Source organism: Shewanella sp. 10N.286.48.B5 (genome assembly GCF_002874355.2).
Taxonomy (GTDB): Bacteria; Pseudomonadota; Gammaproteobacteria; order Enterobacterales; family Shewanellaceae; genus Shewanella.
In genome coordinates, this window is the sequence record NZ_MCVG02000001.1 from 1222360 (window position 1) to 1247180 (window position 24821).

Here is a 24821-nt window from a genome sequence, read left to right on the forward strand (position 1 = left end):
ATAACTAAAATTAAAACAACAATAATAGGGCCGATAAGATGTTAGAAAAACTGGTCAATGGATTTGAAAGTTACCTCTTTAGACACAGGATGTGGGTAATATTTTCATTTATATTAATTACCTTCTTTCTAGGTTACCAAGCTAGCCAATTAAAAATGGATGCCGCTTTTAGTAAGAATATTCCATTAAATCATGAATACATGAAAACCTATACCAAGCATCAAAAAGATTTTGGTGGTGCGAATAGGATCATGGTGGCAGTGGAAGATACCAGCGGCAATATTTTTAACCCAGAGTATTTTGAAACCCTCAAAAATGTACATGATCAACTCTTTTTCATTCCTGGGGTTGAGCGCTCTCAAGTTAAGTCATTGTATTCACCTTCGACTCGATTTACCGAAGTCGTTGAAGATGGTTTTGCTGGTGGGCCGGTTATTCCTGCTGACTTTCGTAATGATGAATATGGCTTAAATACTGTCAGAGACAATATCGAAAAAGCCGGTATTGTTGGCCGCTTAGTGTCCAATGATTATTCATCAGCTATGTTAACGGCGCAGTTAATGGAGTTTGTAGCAAAAACAGATGAAGAAATGGCCGCATCTGAAGGCGCTGAAAAGGATGTTACTTTTAAGCCGTTAAATACGATTCAATTTGCTCAGCAACTTGAAAATGAATTACGCGCTAAATATGAAACCGATACCATCAAAATCCATATTATTGGTTTTGCTAAAATGGCTGGTGATGTAGCTGAAGGCGCTAAGGGCGTGCTGCTGTTTTTCTTGATTGCTATCGCAATCACAGCTGTGATGGTTTATTTATTTTCTAAGTCATTAATGCTGACGATTTTGCCTTTAGTATGCAGCTTAATTGCGGTGGTGTGGCAACTTGGGTTGTTAACAGTAGTAGGTTTTGGTTTAGATCCAATGTCAATTCTTGTACCATTTTTGGTGTTTGCAATTGGCGTAAGCCATGGGGTACAAATGATTAATGCGGTTAGGCGCCGTGTTGGTGATGGACAAGCCACTAAAGCTGCAGCTGCATCCGCGTTTCGTAGTTTATTAGTACCAGGCGGTATTGCATTATTATCAGACACCGTTGGCTTTTTAACCTTACTTGCAATCGATATCGGTATTATTAGAGAGTTAGCGATATCGGCATCATTAGGTGTTGCTGTTATTATTTTGACCAATTTAATTTTATTGCCACTGGTTATTTCTTACACCAACATCAAACCGGTTCAAGAGAATAAAGCGCAAAAAGATAAAATTGAAGGGATTTGGCGTAGCTTATCTAAATTTGCCACTCCTAAATATGCTGTCATTGTGCTGATTTGTACTGCACTGTTATATGCTTTTGGCTTGCAACAAGCCAGTAATATGAAAATAGGTGACCTTCAAGGCGGTGCGCCGGCATTGCATCTTGATTCAAGATACAACCAAGATACTTTTTATATTACTGATAATTATTCAATTACCACTGATTATATGACGGTGATTGTTGAAGCAACCCCTGAAGCCTGTACCTATCATTCCATATTAGCTGAGATCGATCAATTCGAATGGATGGTGGCCAATACCCCGGGAGTTGAATCAACAGCCAGTTTAGCGTCAGTGGCTAAGCAGGTTAATGCCGGCTTTAACGAAGGTAACCCAAAGTGGCAAATATTGCCAAGAACCACAGCAAGTTTAGTGCAAGCGGTAGGACGAGTACCAACGACTTCAGGTTTATTAAACGGCAACTGTTCGGTGATGCCTATTTTCTTATTTTTGAAAGATCATAAGGCTGAAACCATTGAAGTGGTGATTGCTAAAGTCAAAGATGTAGCTGAAAAGCTCAATACCGAAACATTACAATTTAAACTGGCTTCTGGCCCTGTTGGTGTCATGGCTGCGACTAACGAAGCTGTTAGTGAAGCGCAGCTACCTATGATGATTTATGTTTATGGCGCTGTATTTATCCTATGTTTAATTAGCTTCAAATCACTTAAAGCGACGGTAGCAGTGATTGTGCCGTTATATGTGGTGTCGACATTAGCACAAGCATTAATGACTTGGCTTGATATCGGCCTTGCGGTGAGCACTTTACCGGTGATTGCATTAGGTGTTGGTATTGGTGTTGATTATGGTATTTATATTCTTTCGACTATGGCAGGTAAACTCAACAATGGTATGGCGGTGCAGCAAGCCTATTTTGAAGCGTTAATTGAGCGAGGCAGTGCGGTTATTTTTACCGGGCTTACTTTAGCCATCGGAGTGAGTACTTGGTTCTTTTCTGCGCTGAAATTCCAAATGGATATGGGAATTTTATTAACATTCATGTTTTTAGTGAATATGTTGGGAGCGATAATTATTTTGCCCGCATTATCAGCCGTTTTCTGGCGCAAACCCAAGTAAGTTAAAGGGTTTATAAATTAAAGAGGAGCTTAGCTCCTTTTTTTTTTTGCATAGTTAGTCTATCTAAACGCTTGATTGGTCAATTAGTGACTATAATTCTTGAATTAACAAGGGATTTAGAGGATCTACCACTAAAATTTAGCTCGAAATAGCATGAAATTAGTAATAAACTTTGCGGCAGATCTCAGTTTAAGACGGGATCAACAAGCCGAAGCATCCAATATAATGATAAAAGCGCTGCCATAAACGCTTAAGGAAACTGCAACATGGCCTTTAAAGATGCAATGCCTTCAGTACTACTAGAAAATGTAGTCAATTTAATTCATAAAAAAATCCCTAATACTCAAGCAAAACAAGTTGAGCAATTTGCCCATTGTATATACGCCCATATGTCAGAAGACGACTTAAACGCTCGTAATGACAGCGATTTGTATGGCGCAGTATTAAGTCTTTGGAATGCCTTAAACAAATCTGCTGCAACCAATACCCACATTCGGGTATTTAATCCAAGTCAGTCAAAACATGGCTGGCAGTCAAGTCATAGTATTATCGAAATTATACAGCCTGATATGCCATTCTTGGTTGATTCAGTTGCTATGGCGTTAAATCGTATGGGGATTACTGCTCATATGATGCTGCACACACCAATGGCGTTGGTGCGTGAAAAAGAATTAGTTAAAGAAGTGTCTTTTATTAAAGATGCTGATGAAAACACAGAAAATGTTGCGGTGTTTTTGATTGAAATTGATCGCCAAAGCAGTGAAGCCGATATTAAAGCCATTGGTAAAGAACTTGAATCAGTTTTTGCTGATGTGGTGTCGTCAGTCGTTGATTGGCAAAAAATGTCTGACAAATTGTCAGAAACAGTAAAATTATTACCTAAGCAGCCTTTTCCAGGCGCGAAATGTGAAAAAGAAGAAGCAATTAGCTTTTTAACCTACCTAAATAATCATCACTTCACCCTACTAGGTTACCGCTATTATGAGTTAAAGCGTGTTGAAGGTGATGTTGAGTTAGTACCTGATTTAGATTCAAGTTTAGGATTAATGAGCCGCTCTGTTAATAAAAACGGCGAGCGTGGCTTATTACTGTCTTCGCTTTCTCAATCAGCAAGAAAAGAAGCTCTAGATGAGAGTCTGTTAGTGCTGACTAAAAGCTCGACTAAAAGCCGAGTTCATAGGCCCGCTTATGTGGATTACATCGGTATTAAACGCTTTGATAAAAAAGGTAACGTGATTGGAGAAGATCGCTTTTTAGGACTTTACGCGTCCAATCTTTATAACCGTAGCCCCAGAGAAATACCGCTGTTAGCTGAAAAAGTTGAACGGATTATGGAGCGCTCAGGTCTAGCACCACGTTCACATGACTACAAAGCGTTGATGAATACCCTTGAGAATTTACCTCGTGATGAGTTAATTCAATCTAAAGAAGATGAATTAGCCAGCGTTGCTCGTGGTGTATTACATATGCAAGACCGTGACAAATTAAAAGTATTTGTTCGTAAAGACGGTTTTGGCCGATTTTTGTCCTGTTTGGTGTATGTTTCAAAAGATCGCTACAACACTAAATTACGTCAAGACACTCAACGTATTTTAGCGCAGCATTTTAACAGCACTGAAGATGTTGAATTTACCACTTATTTCTCAGAATCGACTTTAGCGCGTACGCACTACATCGTGAAAGTTGATAATAATAATATGGATGTCGATGTGGCTGCTATTGAGAAAAACCTAATTGAAGCGGCGCGCTCTTGGGAAGATAAATTACAGAGTTCATTAACTAACTCATTAGGTGAGCAATCGGGTACTGGCTTAGTTAAACGTTACCTCAATGCGTTTTCACCAAGCTATAAAGAAGATGTATTGCCGAGTTCAGCCGTGGTCGATATTCAGCACCTTGAAGCGTTGAATGACGAGCATAAACTAGGCATGCTATTTTATCAGCCGCAAGAAACAGCCTTAAATGATAATAAAGTACGTTTAAAGTTGTTCCATAAAGATGAACCGATACATCTGTCTGATGTACTGCCAATGTTAGAAAACTTTGGATTACGGGTCATCAATGAGCGTCCATATGAAGTGAAAACTGAAGATGGTGCCACCTATTGGATCCTTGATTTCTTAATGATGGTGCAGGGCGCAGCAATTGAAAACTTGGCAGATAGCCAAGATCGATTCCAAAATGCGTTATCTCAAGTATGGCAAAAGAAACTTGAAGATGATGGCTTTAACCGCATGGTGTTGGCAACCAGCCTTACTGGCCGTGAAGTATCTATTTTACGTGCTTATGCCAAATATATGCGTCAAATAGATGCAACATTTAGCCAATCATATATCGAAGAAACCTTTAATCGTTATCCGCAAATTGCTGATTTATTAGTTAAAATGTTTATTCGTAAGTTTAACCCTAAACTTAAAACCCGCACTCTCAGTAAATTTTATGAGCAAATCGATTTACGCCTAGAAGATGTCTCTAGCCTTGATGATGACCGCATTATTCGCCGTTACTTAGATTTGATTAACGCAACGCTGCGTACCAACTTCTATCAAACGATTAACGATGTTGATGTTAAACCTTATATCTCATTCAAGTTTTTACCTGAAGATATTCCTGAGATGCCGCGTCCATTGCCAAAATTTGAAATCTTTGTGTATTCACCAAGGTTTGAAGGGGTGCATTTGCGTGGTGGTAAAGTCGCTCGTGGTGGCTTACGTTGGTCAGATCGTCGTGAAGATTTCCGTACTGAAGTACTAGGCTTAGTCAAAGCGCAACAAGTTAAAAATACCGTGATTGTTCCTGTTGGTGCAAAAGGCGGTTTTGTGTGTAAGCAGCTGCCTACAGACGGCGGCCGTGAAGCCTTCTTTAACGAAGGGCAAGCGTGTTACCGCTTATTCATTCGCGGGTTATTGGACATCAGTGACAATATCATCGAAGGCAATGTTGTACCGCCAAAAGATGTGGTTCGTCATGACGAAGATGATGCCTATTTAGTGGTTGCAGCCGATAAAGGCACTGCAACATTCTCCGATATTGCCAATGAAATCGCCATTGAATACAACTTTTGGTTAGGTGATGCATTTGCATCTGGCGGCAGTAATGGTTATGACCATAAGAAAATGGGTATTACCGCCAAAGGGGCTTGGGAGTCTGTCAAACGTCACTTCCGTGAAGAAGGCATCGATTGTCAAACTACCGACTTTACCTGTCTGGCAATTGGCGACATGGCTGGTGATGTATTTGGTAATGGCATGTTGTTATCCCGTCATACTAAGTTAGTGGCGGCATTTAACCATATGCATATCTTCATCGATCCCAATCCTAATGTTGAAACCAGTTATATCGAGCGTGAGCGTTTATTTAATTTACCGCGTTCAAGTTGGGAAGATTACAATACCAAGCTAATGTCAAAAGGCGGGGTAGTATTCCAACGTTCAGCTAAGTCATTAAAATTGACTAAAGAAATCAAGCTGATGCTGGATACTACCGAAAACACCATGACGCCAAATCAACTCATGCAAGCATTGCTAAAAATGCGTGTAGATTTAATTTGGAATGGCGGTATTGGTACCTACGTTAAGGCGACGACTGAAACTCATGCTGAAGTTGGCGATCGTGCTAATGACGCTATTCGAGTCAACGGTAATGAACTCAACGCTAAAATCATTGGTGAAGGTGGCAACTTAGGTGCAACCCAATTGGGTCGTATTGAATTTGCAGCCAATGGTGGCCGAGTCAATACTGATTTTGTAGACAATGTCGGTGGGGTTGATTGTTCAGACAACGAAGTGAACATCAAAATCTTACTTAATACTATTGTTGCAGACGGTGAACTTACGGTTAAACAGCGTAACCGTCTGTTAGAGTCAATGACAGATGAAGTCGGTGAGATTGTTCTGCAAGACTGTAACGATCAAACCCGCACCATTTCTGTGACTCTGGCACATGGTGTTGCTCAGTTAAAAGAGCATATCCGATACATTCAATATCTTGAAAAAGATGGCAAATTAGATCGCGCCCTAGAATTTTTACCAACAGATGATGAGTTAGCCGATCGCTTAGTAAATAACCGTGCACTGACTCGTCCAGAGCTATCAGTATTGGTTGCTTATGGCAAAATGGTCCTAAAAGAGCAATTGGTCACCGCTGAAATCACTGAAGATAGTTTTTTAAGTAAATTGCTAACGAACTATTTCCCGCAGCAATTGAAAGATAAATATGCAGATAAGATGATTTCGCATCCTTTGCGCGGTGAAATTATTGCAACCTCATTAGCCAATGAATTGGTTAATGATATGGGCTTTAACTTTGTACAGCGTATGCAAGATGAGACCGGTGCCTCAGTTGCTGAAGCGGCAATTTGCTACACTATGGCTCGAGAAATATTTAGCTTAACTGAACTAACACAGTCAATTACTAAGCTTAATGGAATTGTGTCTGCTGACGTTCAAAGTGAAATGTTGCACCAATTACGTCGTAACATGCGCAGAGCTTGTCGCTGGTTAATTCGTCACCGCAAGAAAGGTGAAAATATTGAGCAAACTGTAGCATTCTTCAAACCTGTGTTTGATGAATTAAAAGCTAATGTTGATCAATATATGATTTCTGCAGAAGTTATGGCTATTTCAACTGAAATTAAATTACTCCAGGAACAGCAAGTACCAGAGTCTTTAGCGCATGTTATCGCTAAAATGAGTACCTTATTCTCAGCATTAGATATTGCTCAAATTGCCCAACTTGAGGACAAATCAGTAAAACTGGTTGCTGAAACGTATTTCAGATTAGGTGCAAAAGTTGAATTACATTGGTTCTTAGAACAGATTAGTATTCAACCAGTGTCCAATCATTGGCAAGGATTAGCCCGCGCAGCCTTCAGAGAAGAGTTAGATTGGCAACAGCGCTCATTAAGCTCTACAGTCCTTCGAGCCTGTACAGACTCTTGCGATGCAGATGTGATCATTAACCAGTGGATTGATAATAATCAAAAGTTGTTAGAACGCTGGTTTAACCTACTGACTGAATTTAAGGTGTCTCAAAGCCATGATTTTGCAAAATTCTCAGTGGCACTGCGAGAACTTAATTTATTGATCCTTCATTGCGAAGGACCGAGATAATTATTTATAATAAGTGAACGAGCCCTGGCGATAGCCGGGGCTTTTTTTAGGTTTAGGAGAAAGCATGTTTTTTTATAAAGTTGCACAAAAAGTAATGTTTCAGATGGATCCAGAGATCGCGCATAATATCGCTATCGGAAGTTTAAAAAATACTGGAAACAACCCTTTAAACCTATTTTACAGTCAAAAAGTTGCCTCAGCGCCTGTGACTTGTATGGGCATTAATTTTAAAAATCCAGTTGGCTTGGCGGCTGGATTGGATAAAGATGGCGAATCAATTGATGCATTTCATGCGATGGGATTTGGTCATATTGAAGTCGGTACGGTAACGCCTCGTCCACAACCGGGTAATGAACAACCGCGTTTATTTCGCTTAAAACCTGCAAAAGCAATCATTAATAGAATGGGTTTTAACAATAAAGGTGTAGATAATTTAGTCAGAAATTTAATGGCGAAGAAATCCGATATTATTGTTGGTGTAAATATTGGTAAAAATAAAGATACCCCAGTAGATGAAGGTAAGAATGATTATTTAATCTGCATGGAAAAAGTCTACCAATATTCGGATTATATCGCGGTAAATATCTCATCACCTAATACTCCAGGTCTACGTACGCTGCAATATGGTGAGTTATTAGACGATTTACTATCTTCATTAAAAGAAAAACAAACAGAACTCGCTAAAAAGTACAATAAGTATGTACCAATAGCACTAAAAATTGCCCCGGATTTAACCTCTGAAGAAATTGAAAAGATTGCTGAATCGCTATTAAAAAGTAAATTTGATGGAGCGATTGCGACAAATACCACTTTAACCCGTGATGCGGTTGTTGGCTTAGACAATGCTAACGAAGCGGGTGGCTTAAGTGGTAAGCCGTTGACGGATCTTTCTACTCAAGTGATCAGACAATTAGCGGGATATTTGAACGGTGAGATCCCGATTATTGGCGTCGGTGGAATAAATAGTGCCGAAGATGCCTTAGCTAAATTTGATGTAGGTTCAGAATTGGTACAGATATACACTGGCTTTATTTATCAAGGTCCGGGTTTAATAAACGATATTGTTAATGCTTATAAAGCTAAATAATATAAGTTGATCTAAAAATTAGTCTTTTGATCCAATAAATCAGATCTAATCAAGTTATAGCGATCGCAATCACGATCTTACGATCGTTATAACTTAATGATAAATATATCAAAGTTTTTAAATAATATTTTGATATTGTCTGAAATATAAACTATTATCAGATTGTATTGTTAAAGTAGGTATTTAAAAATGTTATTAATGCCAAATAAGGACTGGCAGTGGGAATATAATGAAACTTTTAAGCAATTAAGTATTTCATTAGGTTCCGAAATGGAGTTCTTAACCCCATATAAAACCAAATCTCTTATCCCTGATGCATTAATGACGTCAGAATTTAGTGTGGATCATGCTAAATTCTATATAAACCTACTTGAAAGTCTGCCTAAAGCGTTAAAAATGTCCGATGCTGCAGTAGTTCAAACAGCGTTAAATGCAACAGCTGCTCATTTTATGATTAAGCCGCAAATGCCAAAATCTTGGTTTTTTGAAATCAGTCAAGAATGTGTTTATTGCGAAGTAGGTAAGTTATTTTCGTTAAATGCCAATGGAACCTCTGTTTTAGTTCTAGTGGTTGAAAACAGCTTGCAGGCAGCGTTAGTGATGGTGTTATCAAGTGAGTGCCCTTTAACAGAATCTAAAGTATTACAGCAATTTGATACCATTAAAGTTATGCACAATCGCTTAAATCCCCTAAAGAAATCTAGGCATGTCGTTGCTGCCTAAGCAATATTTTTAGTTCGTGTTTAATTTACTTGTCTCATGTTGTGTATTTCTTTCTAATCAAGAAATAGATTAATCAGAAAGTCCATGTCAGTTATCCTGCTTATAGAACACCCACCTATATTATTATGTAATAACGCGATTGACTGTGGCGATACATGCTCAGCTTCAGCGGTTTATCTAATAGACTGACAAACAATCTCTCTCATGCTTATTGCACTTCGCATGTTGCATTACCTATATCAGCCTGATGAAAAAATGGCACAGTTCGACGATAAACGATAAACGATAAACGATAAACGATAAACGATAAACGAAAAACAATAGGCTTCAATCATGAAATAGAAGGCCGTTGCTGCGGCCATATTTGAGGGGAAACTCTGTTAACCTACCATAACATTAGAAAATTCACATATATTTCAGAAGCATATAGAGGCAATTAGAGCAAAGATTTACGCCTGAACAAATGTAATGTCTTTTATTGCGGATTTATTTGATAATCTAGTTTAAATACCGGCCTGTTAAGTAACATAAAAAGTTTATGAAAATTGTAATTGAACCAATAATTTCACAGCAAGATCAACAAGTGGCAGCCATCATTGAATCGGTTGGCAAAGAGTTTGGTGCAATTGGCGAAGGCTTTGGCCCATCAGATGCTGAAGTGGCACATATGAGCCAATATTATCATGCAAAAGACCGCAGCATTTATTTGGTTGCTTGTGTTGATAATCAAGTGGTAGGCGGTGCAGGTATTGCAAAGTTCAACGGTGATAACAAGATTTGTGAGTTAAGAAAATTATTTCTATTACCTGAAACGAGAGGGCTTGGTTTAGGTAAGCGCTTAACTGAGCAATGTCTTACATTTGCAAAAGCAAACGGTTTTGAACAATGTTATCTCGATACGTTAAATTCAATGACAGCGGCAATTACACTCTATGAAAAGATGGGCTTTCAACATTTAGATAAGCCCCTTGTTGGTACCATTCACGGTGGCTGTGATGTTTGGATGCTAAAAAGCTTATAGTAATAATTTATAGACATTATTATCAAATGTAGGTTATCGATAACACGATAAATTTATTGTGTGAGTAATAACCAGCTTTAGTCGCTAATAACGATGGTTCGATGATCCTTATTGACTGTTTTAATGTGATAATTATAGATTTTGCCACAATACGCATGAATAAGAATAAGTGATTATAGTATCAGTAATTTATCTGTTATTCTGAGGGTATTATTGTTACTACGAACTTTGTAACATTTATCTTATTTTTAAATGAGTTTCCTAATGAGTCCAATTAATAAGAGTAAATCAAGCACTAAAATCACTATTCAAGATGTTGCTTTAATGGCTGGTGTGTCGAAAATGACCGTTTCTAGGGTGTTAAACAAGGACGAAAAAGTCAGTGACAAAACACGAGCGAAAGTCCAGCAAGCGGCAGATCAACTAAACTATCGCCCCAATATTTCAGCTAGGCGTTTAGCGAGTTCTAAATCTTATTTAATTGGCTTACTTTACGAAAACCCAAGTGAAGGTGGTTATGTTAGTCAGTTCATGATGTCGGCTTTAAAAAGTTGCCGCCAGCAAGGTTATCATTTAGTGGTAGATGAGTGTGAAGGCACCCAAGAAGAAAAGTTAAAAATCACACTTGATTTAGTTGAAGAAACACGAGTTGATGGCGTTATTCTATTACCGCCTTTTTGTAACAATATTGAGATTCTCAAAGAGCTTACTGTATTAAATATTCCTTTTGTACGAGTATCACCAGATGTGGAGTTAACCTTATCTGCTTTTGTTTGTATGGACGATTATCAAGCGGCTTATGATATGACCAATTTGTTAGTCAATAAAGGCCATAAAGACATTGGCTTTATTATAGGGCACCCAGACGTTGGTGCCAGTCGTCTTCGTTATCAAGGATTTTTAGATGCAATGCGATCTAAACAGTTAAACATTCCGCCAGAGTTTATTGAGCAAGGTATGTTCAGCTATAAGTCTGCATTAGGAGCTGCTAAGGCTCTATTAGATAGAGAAAATAGACCAAGCGCGATATTTGCTAGTAATGATGATATGGCTGCAGCAGTTGTTTCGGTTGCCAATTCCTTAGGCTTAAATGTACCCAAAGACTTAAGCGTTGCCGGTTATGATGATACCCCGCTTGCTACTACGATTTGGCCACATATCACAACAGTGAAACAACCTATCAATGCGATGGCTGAAACAGCTATCACATTACTGACTTCTGGCCAAATGAATCAAGTGACTTCAGATAGCCTATCAAATTTACGCCATGTTTTAGACTTTGAATTAAAAGAGCGAGATTCAACAACTCAGTTTAATGAATTAGCTTAATAGTGATTGTATGTTATTTAATATCTTGTTTGTTTAACACGCCATGCTCAACCAGTTGAGACAATAGCTGCTGGGTTTTCTCTCTAAAATAATCACGTAATAAGCGCACTGTTGGGGTAATAGACTGACGGCTGGGGCACACAAGCCACAATTCAGTCGCAGTTGGTTTATATTCCTGCATGACGTTTACCACACGACCTGTTAGCAAATCATCCGCCATATCAAGACATGACTTAATCGCAAACCCGTGTCCCGACACACACCAACGCCGCACCAAATCTCCGTCATTAGATGCACGATTACCTTTAAGCTTTACTTTATGGCTTTGGTTTTGATGACTAAAGCGCCACTCGTTCTGAACAATATCCTGTAACTGGTAAAACAGCCCATTGTGATTTATGAGTTCATCTGGCGTTGTAGGGGCGCCATTTTTGTCTAAATAGCTAGGTGTGGCGCACAGTACTCGTGGAATACTGCAAATTCGAAAACCATACATACTGGCATCGCTTGGCTCACCATAGCGCAGCGCCATATCAACAGAGTCACGATAAAAATCAATATTACTGTCAGTGATATTACTGCGTAAAGCCACGTCGGGATAAAGCAGCAAAAAATCATCCAACCACGGGGTAACCACATTACGGCCTAGATCAGATGATAGGGCAATTCTTATTTCACCTTTTAGTACATCTAAATCTTCCTGAGCATTTTGCTGGGCATTGTCTAACAGTTGCACAGCCAGTTCGCATTGAGGTAAATAGCGCTCACCAGCAGGGGAAAGCCTAAGTTGGCGCGTAGTGCGTACAAATAGCTCAACGCCTAATGCTGCTTCAACACGCTTGACCGCAGCACTAGCGGTTGCCATACGCATATCAAGGCTGTTTGCAGCCGCAGTAATACTTCGAAATTCAGCTACTTTGAGAATGATGTGCAGGTCTTGTATGAGCATATTATCAATCCATATTTGAGAATATTATAATTAATATAGCGTTTTTAGTGGAGTTAACAACAGGTATTATTTACTTATTCGATAAAATAGCACGCACAGGTGATAACAATGCAATAAGTTTATTTTCAACAAGGTCTAATATGTCCGCCATCTGAGTCTGGCAGTCTTCTTATTAGAATCACTCAAGACTGTCGTGAGTTAATGCAGCTTTTACGCCTTATTAAAGACGTTGAGTTTGCTATTCGACCAGTTGAGGGTATTAAACGCGATATTTGGGCAGCAAAAGCTTTTTATGAAAATCGTCAACAAGTTAACTTTGCCACGTTTAGCGACTTTAAATTAAGCGAGTACTAACCCAGTAAAAACCACCTAAAAAGGCGTTTTTGTAACTGGGGTACAGTTACTTTGCCTTCGAGAGTAAATTAAAGGGGTATTCTGACATAAGGTAGGCATTTTCTCTAGCTGATGAGTTGTTCAATCAAGGTCTCAATCGTGCTCTAAATAACGCCTAGCACATGTTTATTTAATGATTTCCAATGGTCTGCTAGACAATTCAGGCGATGCTTCCTATATTTACTATAATGCTCTAATTAACTGTATTTGTGTGTTTTTAAGAACGTTAAAATAAGTATGCAGCCTCATAAAATATTCGTTTATCTCAAGCTGTTAAAATCGATTAATGAGTTGTTTACTAGGGGCAAATTGTGCTGAATATAGGATATGTATGTCTAACGTTCCTGCAAAACTTTTACAAAATGTCGCCGAGCAAACACCCAGAGCCATGGTTGCGATGTTGATTGTCTCTATTACTTACGCCTTAGTATTTAACATCCTCATTCCGTTTAACATTTTGATGACTTGGTTTTGTTTACAAATTCTCTTAGCAATATGCCGAATTTATAATGCAAAAATGTTTGAAAAACATTTAGAAAAAGAAGATAGAAAAAGACTCGCTAATGATGAAGTCATTTTTATCGCGCTTAATGTATTTCAAGCCTTTATGTGGACGGCATCATCGGTGATGCTAATAATTTATGCTCGTCAACCGTTTGAGTTTGTCGGTTTTATTCTAATTATCGGAATTGTCACAGCCGCAACATTATCGATGTCGTCTTTCTTTAAAGCCTATTTGGTGTTTTTCATTTTAATGATAACGCCGCAGATTGCTATTATGCTTTATTTTGGTGAATACCAACATTTTGCTTTATTGGCGTTTATTGTTAGCTATATTCCTGCAACCATTTTATTGTCAAAATCAATGTTAGATAGTCGTATATCTAGCATAAAAGCCCACGAGGATGTAGAAAAGAGCGCCGAAGAATTTCGTAGATTATCAATCATGGATAATCTAACTAACATATATAATCGACGCTATTTTTTTGAAATGGCCAAAAAGATAATGGCGATTGCTTCAAGACAACAAACTAGCGTTTCACTGTTAATGATTGATATCGATCACTTTAAAAAAGTGAACGATAATTATGGCCATCAAGCAGGTGATTTTGTATTAATACATCTCGCCAGAGTCGTAGAAGCTAGTATGCGAGAAAGCGATATTTTCGCACGAATTGGTGGTGAGGAATTCGCTATTTTACTCAACAATACATCAATGAATGATGCCAAGCGTATTGCTGAGAAAATACGAATTATCATTGAGAGTAAAGATTTCCTTTATAATACCATTTTGATTGATACAAGCGTCAGTATCGGTGTCGCTGAAATGACCCAAGAAATCACTACAATTGAGGCATTATATAAACAAGCAGATACCCATCTTTATTTAGCAAAAGGTCACGGCAGAAATAGAGTGTATCCAGTTTAGCTAAAACGGTTTTAATACATTTGAAATTCAAAATTAAAGGGGCTTTTCTCAATTCAAATTGCTATTTTTCAACCCATTGTGGCACCGTGATAGGCAGACCAAGTGGACGATATCCCAAATGACATTAAAGGATTCATTGGCGATATTTATCAAGCATCATTCAAATAGTAGCAACCACAGAGGGGAAAGGGCAGTTCTTGCTAAGCCAAGTACCAACTTAACCCGCAGTGAAGAGGTTTTGTTTGAAAAGTAAAAATCAAAATGAACATATACCTTCGAATAGCGATAAGGTTTTTGTAGGTTTGGTTATGCAAGCTAGTTTTGGGTAGATTTAAAATATAAATTATTTACATAGCCGGATTATAAACAATTTAGACTTACCCCCAAGTAAACCTAAAAAGATATAAAGTAATGCGATTATAAGATTGGACAATTAAATCAGCCAATAAAAATAGTTAGAGTATCAATTTGTGTTGAACTTGAGTCTTTTAGTATGAAGATTTTACTATTTAATTTGGGTTCTAGACTATTTATTTTTGTTTGATTGAAATCATGATTTCAAGTACTTCTTGGTAAGAAATACGATATTCTCTAGACAGTTGTATGACTTTAGATTTGTAGGTTTGAACTTGCTCTTGCTTCTTTAAGGCTGATTTTTTTTGCTCAACCATTTCTGAAACGACTTCATTTAAAATGTTTAATCGACGTAAACTGTAATCAAGAGAGTCAAGATAAGTTTTCATTTGCAGTTTGTTGCGGGCACTTTCAAGACTTTTAGTTGTTCTATTTTCGAAATCTAATTCATCAAAGGCGTTAATTACATTTTGTAAATTAATATCAGTCATATGGATAACTACTTAGGATTATGAGTAAATGAATGCTATTTAGCATGGGTACTCTCTATCTTCCATGAATAGTAACAGAGCATTATTGATAGTTTATTCAGATTAATGATTTGTTTCAATAGAGTATGACGTTTATATTAAACATTAATTTATTTACTTTAGTACAGGATGTGCAAAATGCTAGATTTATTACCTGATTTATTTGACCACTATGGTTCTGAATTAACCTTGATACCCGCCAATTGGCAAAGTTACGGCGCCAAACGGATATTTTATGGTGAAGTGGTTACGGTTAAGTGTTTTGAAGATAACTCTAAAGTGAAGTCAACGTTAGCAACCGCTGGTAAAGGTAAAGTGTTAGTGGTCGATGGCGGCGGCGTGTGTCGGCGTGCTTTGCTAGGTGACATGATTGCGGAGTCGGCGGCCAATAATGAATGGGAAGGTATCATCATTTTTGGTGCGGTAAGAGATGTGGGCACATTGTCGACCATTGGTATTGGTGTGCAGGCGCTAAGTGCTAATCCCATTAAAACAGAAAAAAAAGATGTTGGCCTTGTGAATATAAATATCGAGATTGCCGGTGTCTCAGTAAAACCTGCCATGATGATCTATGCCGATGAAAATGGCATAGCCGTTACTGAAAAACCTTTAGATTTAGCAGTATTAAGCTAAACTTAGATGAATTAATTTATTTTTACATTAAAAATCAATTTGCTTACAAGGATGCAAACATGAAGGCACTTAAATGGCTATTAGCTATAGTCGCTAGCGTAATCTTATTGCTGGTTATTTATTTAACGGTATTTTTTGATCCAAATAGTTTTAAACCACAAATTGTGGATGCCGTTAAAAAGCAAACTGGCCGTGATTTTGTCATTAGCCAAGACTTAAGTTGGAGCTTTTTCCCGACACTTGGGATTAACCTCGGTGGCATTTCACTATCCAACCCTGAGAACTTTTCTCCAAGTACATTAGTTGAAGTAAACCAAGCGGTTGCCAGTGTGGCATTAATGCCGCTTTTAAGCCAACAAGTGGAAATTGCACAATTATCCCTTGATGGTTTGACTATGAATATCGTCACTAAAAAAGACGGTTCAACCAGCTTTGATGGTTTGGGCGGTGCTGCATCACCTGAAACCACAACCGCGTCAGAACCAGCATCATCAGCTAATACACTCGAATTGCAAAGTTTACAAATCGGCGGCGTGTCTATTACCAATACCACCATCAACGTAATTGATGAAGCGGCAGAAACCAAACAAATATTTAGTTTAAATAGTTTAACCCTTGGTGAGTTTTCATTAGGAAACGCTGCAGACTTTGCTTATGAATTTACTGCACAAATGCCTGATATGATGCTGGCAAGTTCTGGTAATGGTCAATTGACCATTAGTGAAGATTTGACTCAGGTTATTATGGCTGATTTAACCATTAATACTGATGTGACCGGTGAGGCTATCCCTAATAAAAGTGTTAGCAGCCAGCTGATTACTGATATTAATTTGGCTTTAGATGCTAAAAAATTAGATGTTGCTATAAAACAATTGTCAGCGATGGACATAAGCGCCACTGGCGATGTTTCAGTCAATTACGGCGCCACAATCCCTAAAATTAACCTGCAATTAGATGTCGGTGATATCGATGTTGATAAATTACTGCCGCCATCAGAGACCGAAGCTAAAGCAGAAGACACTGAACAAGTTGCAGCGAGCAAGCCAGCTGTAGAGCCTGATTTGTCCGCATTAAAAACCATTGATTTAACCTTAGGCATGACGGTTAAATCAATCAAGGTCGCAAACCTACTCACTCAAAACTGGGTAATGAAAGCCAAGGTCAAAGATGGCGTTGCCGATTTAACTCAGTTTTCTGCGAATTTATATGAAGGTAGTATTAAAGCCACAGCACAGCTCGATGGTCGTCAGAAAGTACCTAGTTACCGCTTCGATGAAACATTAACAGGTGTGCAATTTAGACCACTGTTAAAAGATGCGGCGGATATTGATTTAATCTCAGGTGCGGCAAATTTTAAAATTTCTGGTTCTGGTAAAAGTTTAATTACAGATAACTTAAAGAAAAACCTGCTGGCACAGGGTAATTTCGAAATTGCAGATGGCTCGTTATACGGAGTGAATATCCCGCAAATGATCCGTAGTGCTCAAGATAAGTTAAAAGGGGATTTATCTGCAAAAAATACTGAAGAACTTAAAACTGATTTTACTAGTTTAACCGGTAGTTTTAGTTTGAAAAATGCTGTTGCGACTAACCCAGACTTAGCTATGGCGTCGCCACTCATTCGCCTTAGCGGTAATGGCAGTGCTAATATTGATAATGAAACTGTGGACTATAAGCTAACGACGTCAGTGGTGGGCTCATTAGCGGGTCAGGGTGGTGAAGATGCCTTAGCTGGCGTGGACATTCCGCTTACCATAACCGGCAGCATGAAAGATCCTAAATTTGGTATCGATACCAGTGCTTTATTAGATTCTAAACTTAAAGATGAAACCGATAAACTCAAAGGTAAGTTATTTAAGAAATTAGGTTTTTAATGATGTGATTAAGCCCACTTGGGCTTAGTCAGCGGCTATTTTTATCATAAGTAAAAATATCCAAGGGATCATGTTAACCAAGACTTTGGATCTTGTACTGCTTTAAACTTGGTATAGATGAGTTGATTACATCAAGTTTAAAAATCGCTATATAATAAAAAACGGCAAGGATCACCTTGCCGTTTTTTGTTTTAAGTCGCGAAATACTTACTGCGAAATTGCTAAGAAGTTAGCTTATAGACTCACTACGCATTGACCTTGGTGACATCCACAATCAATCTTAACATCTGTCCTGGCTGAATATACTTACTGTTTTGAAGTCTATTCCACTCGATCAAATCATTGACTGAAACGTTGAATTTACTGGCAATTCTAGCCAATGAATCCCCAGAGCGAACTTTGTAATTAACGGTTCTTTCTGCATTGTTTTTGCTACTTGATACTGCGCCAATCTTTAATTGTTTACCAATGCTTAAAGTGCCGTTTTTAGGCAGACGATTCCAGCGAATTAAATCATCAACACTGACATCATTTTTTCTGGCAATGACCCATAATGAATCGCCTGATTTAACCGTGTAAGTTTTAGTCTTAACTGAGCTTGGTTTTGCTTGTGCTAATAACTGTTCAGTTGTGAGGTTTGCGCCTTCAGCAGGAACTGGAATAATAAGGTACTTTCCGGCTCTAATATTATTATTTTTCAGGCCATTACTTGAACGAATAAAAGAAGCCGAAGTATCAAAACGCTTGGCAATATGGCTTACGGTATCGCCAGATTTAATTTGGTATCTATGCCAGTTCAATTTTGATTTAGGATCAAGGTTTGCAAGTTTTTGTTCAAACTGCGCCGCTTTATCAAATGGCACCACCAATGTATTAGGGCCATCAGGTGATGTTGCCCAGCGATCTAAACCTGGGTTTAATGCTTTTAATTCTTTAACTGGCATATTGGCTAAATCTGCCGCAAGTTTAAGGTCAATCTGGCTTTGGGTATCAACCACAGCAATATGCGGTTCATTACTGATTGGAGTTAGTTTGATGCCATATTTGTCAGCATTTTTAACCACATCTGATAATGCAATCAGTTGCGGTACGTAGCGTTGAGTTTCTCTGGGTAATGATAGCGCCCAAAATTCAGTGCTTTTACCTGCGGCTTTATTACGGCGAACAGCATTATTTACTCGGCCTTCACCCGTATTATAGGCCGCAATGGCATATAACCAGTTTTGTCCGGTCCTATCGTATAAGTACTCTAAGAAGTCCAGTGCTGCAGTGGTGGATGCGGGAACATCACGTCTGCCGTCATACCACCAGTCACTTTTAACACCAAAGTAATTAGAAATAGGCGTAGTTAATTGCCATAAACCTGAAGCGGCACTCGCAGAGTAAGCTGAAGGGTCAAACGAGCTTTCAACAATAGGTAATAATGCTAGTTCAATCGGCAGATTACGTTTTTCTAATTCTTCGACAATATAATGTAAATACGGCTCTGCACGTTGAGAGACAATTTCTAAATGTCTTGGGTTCGCTAAATACCAGTCTCGATATTTATTCACCAGTTTTACATCATCAATTGGCATGGTAAGTTGCAAACGGATCCGTTGCCAAACATCGGTGATTTCAACCGGTGCTGCAACTTCGTCTACAACTTTTTCAGGCTTAATTGGCTGAGGAACGACAATCGGTGAAGGCTCGACTTTTGTTGGAGTGGCAGTTTGGCATGCGGTTAGAAATGCCAAGCTTCCAACAAAAAGGTATAAAGGTTTATGCATCTAAAAAAAATCCTAAATCTTGCAAAGCTGGCAGATCAAAGGCGTCTACCAAATGTGTTTGGTCAAAATTGAGGCGGCATTGTAGTGTAAAATGGCTTTAATGTCTTTGCTAACTTAGCAAGTGACGCCGCGCTCAATAGCTTAAAAGTTATTTTTCCACTCTCTGAGTAAAGTAAACGTCTGTAGTGCTGTTGGTTTTTCAACTTGAAACTTAGCAGCGATGACTTGTTTTATTTCTTTACTGTTACTTCTTAAAAATGGATTTATGGCTAATTCTGTTGCGATTGTAGTTGGAATTGTAGCCATATTGTTATTACGAGATAAAGTAACTGACTGACTGTATTGCTGCAACGCTTTATTGTTAGGTTCTGCTTGTAACGCAAATTTAAGATTAGCCGCGGTATATTCATGGGCGCAGTAAACTTGGGTGTGAGGTGGCAAGTCAGCGAGTTTTGCTAACGAGTTTGCCATTTGTTCGGCTGTGCCTTCAAACAATCTTCCACAACCGCCGCTAAATAGGGTGTCTCCGCAAAATAACGCTTCACAGTTTACACTATCTGGCTGTTGATAAAAGTAAGCTATATGACCTAACGTATGGCCCGGCACACTAATGACTTTAAGCTTTGTATCAAGCTCCTTGAGTTTGAGTAATGGCTCGCCTTTTATTGGATGCGTAATACCGCTAATATTTTCACTTTCAGGTCCATAAACCTCGAGCTTATTATTAAAAGCCTGTTGTAATTGCGCAATGCCACCAGTGTGATCTGCATGATGGTGAGTGATTAATATCCCCGCCAGCTCTAATGGGGAGCCCTTGAGGTAATCGAGCACACTTTGGCCACAGCCAGGGTCAACAACATAGGCTTGATTGCTATTTTTTTGATGTATAAGCCAAATGTAGTTGTCATTAAACGCTGAAATACCGATGACTGAAAGCATGATTAAATCCATAAGTGAAATCTTACCGCTAGGTTAACGGATTATATGTAAAAGGCCAATAGAGTGAATATGCTTGGGCTGAACTAGGCTTGTATACTGTTACATTTAAAGTAAACAACTGGTTGAAGTGACTAAATAAGGTTATGTAAACGCGCTAATTAACAATAAATTTAACACTTTATTCGTCCCTTTTTTAAATGATATCAACTATGGGTAAAATGCTAACGACAAAGAGCCATAAGTCGTTATACTCAACCTAGGGCTTTTGAAATTAAGGGAGTATCAGGTTAATGTCGATAAATCAAAAACCACAATTATGGCAAGAGTTACCCTGTGGTGATGAGATTCAATTGGCCCTAGAACAAAAGTTAACTGATTGGTGGCCGAGGATTTTTGGTTACCATTTATTAAAGCTAGGTGCGCTTAGCGCTCAAGTGTCTAGTTTACATTGCAATATTGCGCGGCATTTTTCTATTCATGATGCCCAAGGCGCATCAATTCAAGCCGATCCCCATCATTTGCCCCTGCAAACAAGCACCATGGATGCCGTGCTGATGAGTTTTTTAATGGAATTTGAACATGACCCATATCGTTTATTACGGGAAGTTGACCGAGTAATGATTTCCGGCGGCTATATTTTTGTTTGTGGTTTTAACCCTGTCAGTACCGCCTTTATGGGTAAGCTTCTACCTAAATATCAAACTCAATTACCTTGGTGTGGTCAGTTTTTTATGCCAGCGAGGGTAAAAGATTGGTTAGGTTTATTAGGTTATCAAATCCTGCAGGATGAACGTTTTATTTATCACCCTTTGCTTGGACAAATGAACCAAGGCCGCTGGTGGCAAAATAGATTAGAAAAGTGGTTACCAGGCGTTGGCAGTGTGTATTTGATTGTGGCCAGAAAAATGGAGTCGCCATTAACGCCCATCAGGGAAAAGCGAAAAGCGCGTACTCGTCAATGGGCGACAGCGCCGACAGCAGGCAGAGCAGGGCACAGTAAACATACTAAATTGCTCTCAAAATAAGCTAAAGCGTATAGCCAATAATATATTGGCTATACAACAGATTTGGGTTTTAGGCTTTGGCTTCAGGCAGATAATTAACATCAGCTTGCTGAGGTTTAGCTTCGGCGGCTTGCCTGGCTAAATCATCACAGCGTTCATTTTCAATATGCCCAGCATGTCCCTTAACCCAGCGCCAATCAATTTGATGCAGTTGACTGGCTTTATCTAACCTTTTCCATAAATCGACATTTTTAACTGGGGTTTTAGTTGAAGTTATCCAACCTTTTTTCTTCCAGCCATGGATCCATTGGGTGATCCCTTGACGCATATATTGACTATCACTGGTTAAGATGATTTTACACGGTTCATATAGCGCTTCTAACGCCACAATAGGCGCTAATAATTCCATCCGATTATTGGTCGTCAGCTTAAATCCATCAGACATTTCTTTGGTATGCTGCTTATATTTCATTACAATACCGTATCCGCCGGGACCAGGGTTACCCAGACATGAGCCATCAGTAAAGATATTGATAAGTTTTAGTTCTGACATCAAATTGTTACCATATACACAGCAATAAACATTTCGGCAATTATACCTAAATTATTATCAATTAATTGAGTTACCTATGAATATTATTTCAGGCGCCAGTCGCCAAATCATTTTAGATACTGAAACAACCGGTATGAATCAGGCAGGTGGCCCCGTTTATATTGGCCATAGAATTATCGAAATTGGTTGTGTTGAAGTGATTGACCGTAAACTAACCGGTCGTACTTATCATCAATATATCAATCCAGGTCAGTTAATTGATCCAGAAGCCATTGAAGTACATGGTATTACTGATGAACGAGTTGCTAAAGAACCGCGGTTTCATCAAATCGCACAAGAGTTTATCGACTTTATCGCCGGTGCTGAAATTGTCGCACATAACGCACCGTTTGATATCAGCTTTATGGATCATGAATTTAGTCAGCTTAGGCCCCAAGGCCCCAAGTCAGCAGATATCTGTGACATACTCGATTCGCTAGACATTGCAAAATACCTGCATCCTGGTCAAAAAAATAATCTAGATGCACTCAGTAAACGATACGGTATTGATACTTCAAGACGTACGTATCATGGCGCATTGTTGGATGCTGAAATCCTTGCTGATGTTTACTTAGTCATGACGGGTGGACAAATTGGCTTCAATTTATCAAATGAAAAAGCCGGCCAAGAGGGTGGCGGTATACAATTAATTGATCAAAATGAGTTTAATCTTAAAGTGATCCAAGCAACGGCCGATGAATTAATATCACACGATGAAAGACTTGATTTAGTCAAAAAATCAGGCAAATGCCTCTGGAGAGGTGAAGCATAAAAGTGAGCTTAATGAAATCATACTGTCTGGCGGTTATTTTTATCTTAGTTGCTACCGTTACGCCACAATTGGCAACAGCGGTGCCTTATACCCAAGCAAGTGAGTTACAGAATAGATTTCGTATTGATCATATGGTCGATGAAGTGACCTTATTGGTGCAAAGAACTTATGGCTCCGCTCCAGTGATAATCGTGTTGCCTGACGGTTCCAAATGGTATTCCGAAAGGCACCCTGATAATGTCAATTGGGCCGATGGCTTAACTGGCGATATGATTAAAATCAACAATCCGATGCCCGGTCCTTGGCAATTAATCGGCAGTTTAGCGCCTAATTCCACTATCCAAAAAGTATCGCAACTTGAAATTGACGTTGAGCATATCCCCCAGCCTCTATTTCAAGGTGAACGTTTAAAAGTCACTGCTAAGTTACTTGGTGACGGCTTAACGGTTCGTCTGCCAGGGCTTGATTACATGTTCGAATGGACGGTTAAATTTACCAGCCATCATAAAAATACCGAAGCCAACTTTACTACCGGCACTGTTACAGTCGGTTCTTACAGAGATAATGGTGAAGGTTTGGATGAGATACCCGATGATGGGGTGTTTACGGGCAAACATAATCTAAATCAACCTTGGGGAAGCTACACCTTAAGTGTTGTCGCGCGAAATAATGTATTTGAGCGTGAAATTAGCTACCCAATCTATTTATCAGAAACTCCCATTCAAGTTGAAGTAATTGAACCCGCGGATAAATTAACCGGTGTTTGGCAGATTCAAATAAATGTTGATGACGAAATACTCAAACTTGAGCAAACCCATATTCAATTCGATATCGTTGGCCCTGCAGGGCTTAAGTTACCGATTGTTGTTAATGAGCTCACTGAAACACCAGCTTTAGTCGCGATACCGCAAGTGACCGATTTTGGCAGTTATAGAATCAAAGGCAGTGTTGCCTCAACCAGTATTGCAGGGCGTGAGTTAATACTGGATTTACCGGAATTGTTTTTTAATTTAATTGAACCGCCTCAACCTCCACCCAGCGCTGAAGAGTTAGCTGCAAGAGCTGCGCAGCTAGCAGCGCAAGAAGAGCAAGCTGCAAAAGATAAGGCTATCGTGTGGATTGCATCGATTAATGGCCTACTGTTAATCATAGGAGGGGTAGGGTTAATTTTTTGGCGTAAGAAACTTGCGTTAAATAAAGCACTGGCAACAACCAAATTAAGACTTGAACAAGAAGCTGCGAAAAAAGGTGATATCACTGCTGCTATTGATGATATTGATTTAACCATGCCAGATGAAAAATAATTGTTTGCTGCTAATTATATTAGCTTAGATTAAATTGATCTCTTTTTAGTCAAAAAGTTTATAACTTAATCGCTGTTGTATGTTTTTTAGCTAAACGGATAAAAACTTAAAAAAAACTGTTGACGGTTTTTGACGACGACCTTATTATTCGTGCAACTTAAGTGGAGCGGTAGTTCAGTTGGTTAGAATACCGGCCTGTCACGCCGGGGGTCGCGGGTTCGAGTCCCGTCCGCTCCGCCAGTTAAGTTACTTAAATTTTGTTTATCTGTATTACAGGTGACACAGTTTAGGAGCGGTAGTTCAGTTGGTTAGAATACCGGCCTGTCACGCCGGGGGTCGCGGGTTCGAGTCCCGTCCGCTCCGCCAAACAGATTAGCCCTTGTCATAAGACAAGGGCTTTTTTGTGTCTGTAATTTATGCTGTTGGGCTTATTTTAATGAATGAGTTAATTGGATTAATTACTTGAATTAGTAACTTGAATTAGTTAATTGAATTAGTTAATTGAATTAGTAACTTGAATTAGTAACTTGAATTAGTTACTTGAATTAGTTACTTGAATTGGCTAAATGAATTGCTTGAATAAAAGCAGCAGTTGGTTACTTTGTATTAGTAAGC

The 24821-nt window shown here is 38.8% G+C and carries 18 protein-coding genes and 2 tRNA genes; 15 read left to right on the forward strand and 5 right to left on the reverse strand.

The features are described from left to right. Positions 1 to 38: 38 nt before the first annotated feature. The 6 genes from BCU57_RS05275 (at position 39) to BCU57_RS05300 (ending at position 11664) form a co-directional block, all read left to right on the forward strand. Positions 39 to 2393, forward strand: a complete 2355-nt coding sequence (locus BCU57_RS05275) for an efflux RND transporter permease subunit (RefSeq protein WP_102437815.1) — start codon at positions 39 to 41, stop codon at positions 2391 to 2393. A 266-nt stretch (positions 2394 to 2659) separates the two neighbouring features. Next, positions 2660 to 7504, forward strand: a complete 4845-nt coding sequence (locus tag BCU57_RS05280; protein WP_102437814.1) for an NAD-glutamate dehydrogenase — start codon at positions 2660 to 2662, stop codon at positions 7502 to 7504. Between the two features lie 64 nt (positions 7505 to 7568). Beyond that, positions 7569 to 8591, forward strand: coding sequence for a quinone-dependent dihydroorotate dehydrogenase (gene pyrD, locus BCU57_RS05285; RefSeq protein ID WP_102437812.1), 1023 nt, complete (start codon positions 7569 to 7571; stop codon positions 8589 to 8591). Between the two features lie 189 nt (positions 8592 to 8780). Further along, positions 8781 to 9314, forward strand: coding sequence for a cell division protein ZapC (locus BCU57_RS05290; protein WP_076536309.1), 534 nt, complete (start codon positions 8781 to 8783; stop codon positions 9312 to 9314). A gap of 538 nt (positions 9315 to 9852) precedes the next feature. Next, entirely contained in the window at positions 9853 to 10335 is a 483-nt protein-coding gene (locus BCU57_RS05295; RefSeq protein ID WP_102437810.1) for a GNAT family N-acetyltransferase, read from the forward strand. Positions 10336 to 10599: 264 nt separating this feature from the next. Beyond that, the gene (locus BCU57_RS05300) at positions 10600 to 11664 is read left to right on the forward strand and encodes a LacI family DNA-binding transcriptional regulator (protein WP_102437808.1); all 1065 of its coding nucleotides are present in this window, start codon (positions 10600 to 10602) and stop codon (positions 11662 to 11664) included. A 13-nt stretch (positions 11665 to 11677) separates the two neighbouring features. Here BCU57_RS05300 and BCU57_RS05305 read toward each other — a convergent pair whose 3' ends face one another. After that, the gene (locus BCU57_RS05305) at positions 11678 to 12613 is read right to left on the reverse strand and encodes a LysR family transcriptional regulator (RefSeq protein WP_102437806.1); all 936 of its coding nucleotides are present in this window, start codon (positions 12611 to 12613) and stop codon (positions 11678 to 11680) included. Between the two features lie 201 nt (positions 12614 to 12814). On the opposite strand from BCU57_RS05305, the gene BCU57_RS05310 reads away from it, so the two are divergent. Next, positions 12815 to 12967, forward strand: a complete 153-nt coding sequence (locus BCU57_RS05310; RefSeq protein ID WP_157936127.1) for a hypothetical protein — start codon at positions 12815 to 12817, stop codon at positions 12965 to 12967. A 370-nt stretch (positions 12968 to 13337) separates the two neighbouring features. After that, the gene (locus BCU57_RS05315) at positions 13338 to 14435 is read left to right on the forward strand and encodes a GGDEF domain-containing protein (RefSeq protein WP_157936430.1); all 1098 of its coding nucleotides are present in this window, start codon (positions 13338 to 13340) and stop codon (positions 14433 to 14435) included. 530 nt (positions 14436 to 14965) lie between these two features. Here BCU57_RS05315 and BCU57_RS05320 read toward each other — a convergent pair. Then, positions 14966 to 15280, reverse strand: coding sequence for a hypothetical protein (locus tag BCU57_RS05320; RefSeq protein WP_102437802.1), 315 nt, complete (start codon positions 15278 to 15280; stop codon positions 14966 to 14968). A gap of 177 nt (positions 15281 to 15457) precedes the next feature. Here BCU57_RS05320 and BCU57_RS05325 point away from each other — a divergent pair, with 177 nt between their 5' ends. Both BCU57_RS05325 and BCU57_RS05330 read left to right on the forward strand, forming a co-directional pair. Continuing rightward, positions 15458 to 15952 carry a putative 4-hydroxy-4-methyl-2-oxoglutarate aldolase gene (locus tag BCU57_RS05325; protein WP_102437800.1) on the forward strand — a complete coding sequence of 165 codons (495 nt, stop codon included), beginning with the start codon at positions 15458 to 15460 and terminating at the stop codon, positions 15950 to 15952. Between the two features lie 59 nt (positions 15953 to 16011). Further along, positions 16012 to 17826, forward strand: a complete 1815-nt coding sequence (locus BCU57_RS05330; RefSeq protein ID WP_102437798.1) for an AsmA family protein — start codon at positions 16012 to 16014, stop codon at positions 17824 to 17826. 245 nt (positions 17827 to 18071) lie between these two features. Here BCU57_RS05330 and BCU57_RS05335 read toward each other — a convergent pair whose 3' ends face one another. Together BCU57_RS05335 and gloB are read right to left on the reverse strand one after the other, a co-directional pair. After that, complete coding sequence (locus tag BCU57_RS05335) at positions 18072 to 19595, reverse strand: LysM peptidoglycan-binding domain-containing protein (RefSeq protein WP_102437797.1); 1524 nt, start codon at positions 19593 to 19595, stop codon at positions 18072 to 18074. A 141-nt stretch (positions 19596 to 19736) separates the two neighbouring features. Further along, entirely contained in the window at positions 19737 to 20534 is a 798-nt protein-coding gene (gene gloB, locus BCU57_RS05340) for a hydroxyacylglutathione hydrolase (RefSeq protein ID WP_102437901.1), read from the reverse strand. Positions 20535 to 20824: 290 nt separating this feature from the next. Here gloB and BCU57_RS05345 point away from each other — a divergent pair, with 290 nt between their 5' ends. Continuing rightward, entirely contained in the window at positions 20825 to 21559 is a 735-nt protein-coding gene (locus BCU57_RS05345) for a class I SAM-dependent methyltransferase (protein WP_102437795.1), read from the forward strand. Between the two features lie 49 nt (positions 21560 to 21608). Here the strand turns inward: BCU57_RS05345 and rnhA are convergent, their stop codons facing one another. Further along, positions 21609 to 22091, reverse strand: coding sequence for a ribonuclease HI (rnhA, locus tag BCU57_RS05350; RefSeq protein WP_102437793.1), 483 nt, complete (start codon positions 22089 to 22091; stop codon positions 21609 to 21611). A gap of 76 nt (positions 22092 to 22167) precedes the next feature. Here rnhA and dnaQ point away from each other — a divergent pair, with 76 nt between their 5' ends. From dnaQ to BCU57_RS05370, 4 genes are all read left to right on the forward strand, one after another. Further along, a complete protein-coding gene (gene dnaQ / locus BCU57_RS05355; RefSeq protein WP_102437791.1) occupies positions 22168 to 22902 on the forward strand; it encodes a DNA polymerase III subunit epsilon in 735 nt (244 codons plus the stop codon). A gap of 11 nt (positions 22903 to 22913) precedes the next feature. Continuing rightward, positions 22914 to 24206, forward strand: a complete 1293-nt coding sequence (locus tag BCU57_RS05360) for a TIGR03503 family protein (protein WP_102437789.1) — start codon at positions 22914 to 22916, stop codon at positions 24204 to 24206. A gap of 163 nt (positions 24207 to 24369) precedes the next feature. Continuing rightward, positions 24370 to 24446, forward strand: a tRNA-Asp gene (locus BCU57_RS05365). A gap of 49 nt (positions 24447 to 24495) precedes the next feature. Beyond that, positions 24496 to 24572 (forward strand) — tRNA-Asp (locus BCU57_RS05370). Positions 24573 to 24821: the final 249 nt, after the last annotated feature.

What these genes read in the sequence shown, in the direction of transcription:
- BCU57_RS05275 (WP_102437815.1), top strand. Translation starts at nt 39, where the DNA reads ATGTTAGAAAAACTGGTCAATGGATTTGAAAGTTACCTCTTTAGACAC.
- BCU57_RS05280 (WP_102437814.1), top strand. Translation starts at nt 2,660, where the DNA reads ATGGCCTTTAAAGATGCAATGCCTTCAGTACTACTAGAAAATGTAGTC.
- pyrD (WP_102437812.1), top strand. Translation starts at nt 7,569, where the DNA reads ATGTTTTTTTATAAAGTTGCACAAAAAGTAATGTTTCAGATGGATCCA.
- BCU57_RS05290 (WP_076536309.1), top strand. Translation starts at nt 8,781, where the DNA reads ATGTTATTAATGCCAAATAAGGACTGGCAGTGGGAATATAATGAAACT.
- BCU57_RS05295 (WP_102437810.1), top strand. Translation starts at nt 9,853, where the DNA reads ATGAAAATTGTAATTGAACCAATAATTTCACAGCAAGATCAACAAGTG.
- BCU57_RS05300 (WP_102437808.1), top strand. Translation starts at nt 10,600, where the DNA reads ATGAGTCCAATTAATAAGAGTAAATCAAGCACTAAAATCACTATTCAA.
- BCU57_RS05305 (WP_102437806.1), bottom strand. Translation starts at nt 12,613, where the DNA reads ATGCTCATACAAGACCTGCACATCATTCTCAAAGTAGCTGAATTTCGA.
- BCU57_RS05310 (WP_157936127.1), top strand. Translation starts at nt 12,815, where the DNA reads ATGCAGCTTTTACGCCTTATTAAAGACGTTGAGTTTGCTATTCGACCA.
- BCU57_RS05315 (WP_157936430.1), top strand. Translation starts at nt 13,338, where the DNA reads ATGTCTAACGTTCCTGCAAAACTTTTACAAAATGTCGCCGAGCAAACA.
- BCU57_RS05320 (WP_102437802.1), bottom strand. Translation starts at nt 15,280, where the DNA reads ATGACTGATATTAATTTACAAAATGTAATTAACGCCTTTGATGAATTA.
- BCU57_RS05325 (WP_102437800.1), top strand. Translation starts at nt 15,458, where the DNA reads ATGCTAGATTTATTACCTGATTTATTTGACCACTATGGTTCTGAATTA.
- BCU57_RS05330 (WP_102437798.1), top strand. Translation starts at nt 16,012, where the DNA reads ATGAAGGCACTTAAATGGCTATTAGCTATAGTCGCTAGCGTAATCTTA.
- BCU57_RS05335 (WP_102437797.1), bottom strand. Translation starts at nt 19,595, where the DNA reads ATGCATAAACCTTTATACCTTTTTGTTGGAAGCTTGGCATTTCTAACC.
- gloB (WP_102437901.1), bottom strand. Translation starts at nt 20,534, where the DNA reads ATGCTTTCAGTCATCGGTATTTCAGCGTTTAATGACAACTACATTTGG.
- BCU57_RS05345 (WP_102437795.1), top strand. Translation starts at nt 20,825, where the DNA reads ATGTCGATAAATCAAAAACCACAATTATGGCAAGAGTTACCCTGTGGT.
- rnhA (WP_102437793.1), bottom strand. Translation starts at nt 22,091, where the DNA reads ATGTCAGAACTAAAACTTATCAATATCTTTACTGATGGCTCATGTCTG.
- dnaQ (WP_102437791.1), top strand. Translation starts at nt 22,168, where the DNA reads ATGAATATTATTTCAGGCGCCAGTCGCCAAATCATTTTAGATACTGAA.
- BCU57_RS05360 (WP_102437789.1), top strand. Translation starts at nt 22,914, where the DNA reads ATGAAATCATACTGTCTGGCGGTTATTTTTATCTTAGTTGCTACCGTT.